At 37.8% G+C, this 336-nt stretch carries 1 protein-coding gene; it reads right to left on the reverse strand.

Annotated elements, in window-relative coordinates; translation table 11 throughout:
* Window positions 1-194 (reverse strand): GDP-mannose 4,6-dehydratase (locus Q5762_RS37600; protein ID WP_315896805.1); only part of this gene is annotated, 194 nt, incomplete at its 3' end.
* Between the last annotated feature and the right edge of the window lie 142 nt (window positions 195-336).

Here is a 336-nt window from a genome sequence, read left to right on the forward strand (position 1 = left end):
TTCGAAGAATCGGTTAAGTCACCGTAGTGAAGATGGATATTACTAGAGTTGGCAATCGCAGAGTCGATACGCTCGGTATTAAAAGAAGAGGCACGGCGGATAATACCGTGGACTTCATAGCCTTTTTCTAATAAAAACTCTGCTAGGTATGAACCATCTTGGCCGGTGATGCCGGTGATGAGGGCTACTTTCATTGATTAAATTCCTCTATTAAAAAAACCATTGATTCTATTTTTTAGTATATTAAATGAGTTTGGCCTGAGTAATAAGCAGCGAAAAATTGCATTACCAAAAAAAAGGAGCAAATCTCTATATAGAACAAAATTAGGGTAACGC

Origin of the sequence: Streptomyces sp. P9(2023), from assembly GCF_032436795.1 — a bacterium.
Taxonomy (GTDB): domain Bacteria; phylum Actinomycetota; class Actinomycetes; order Streptomycetales; family Streptomycetaceae; genus Streptomyces.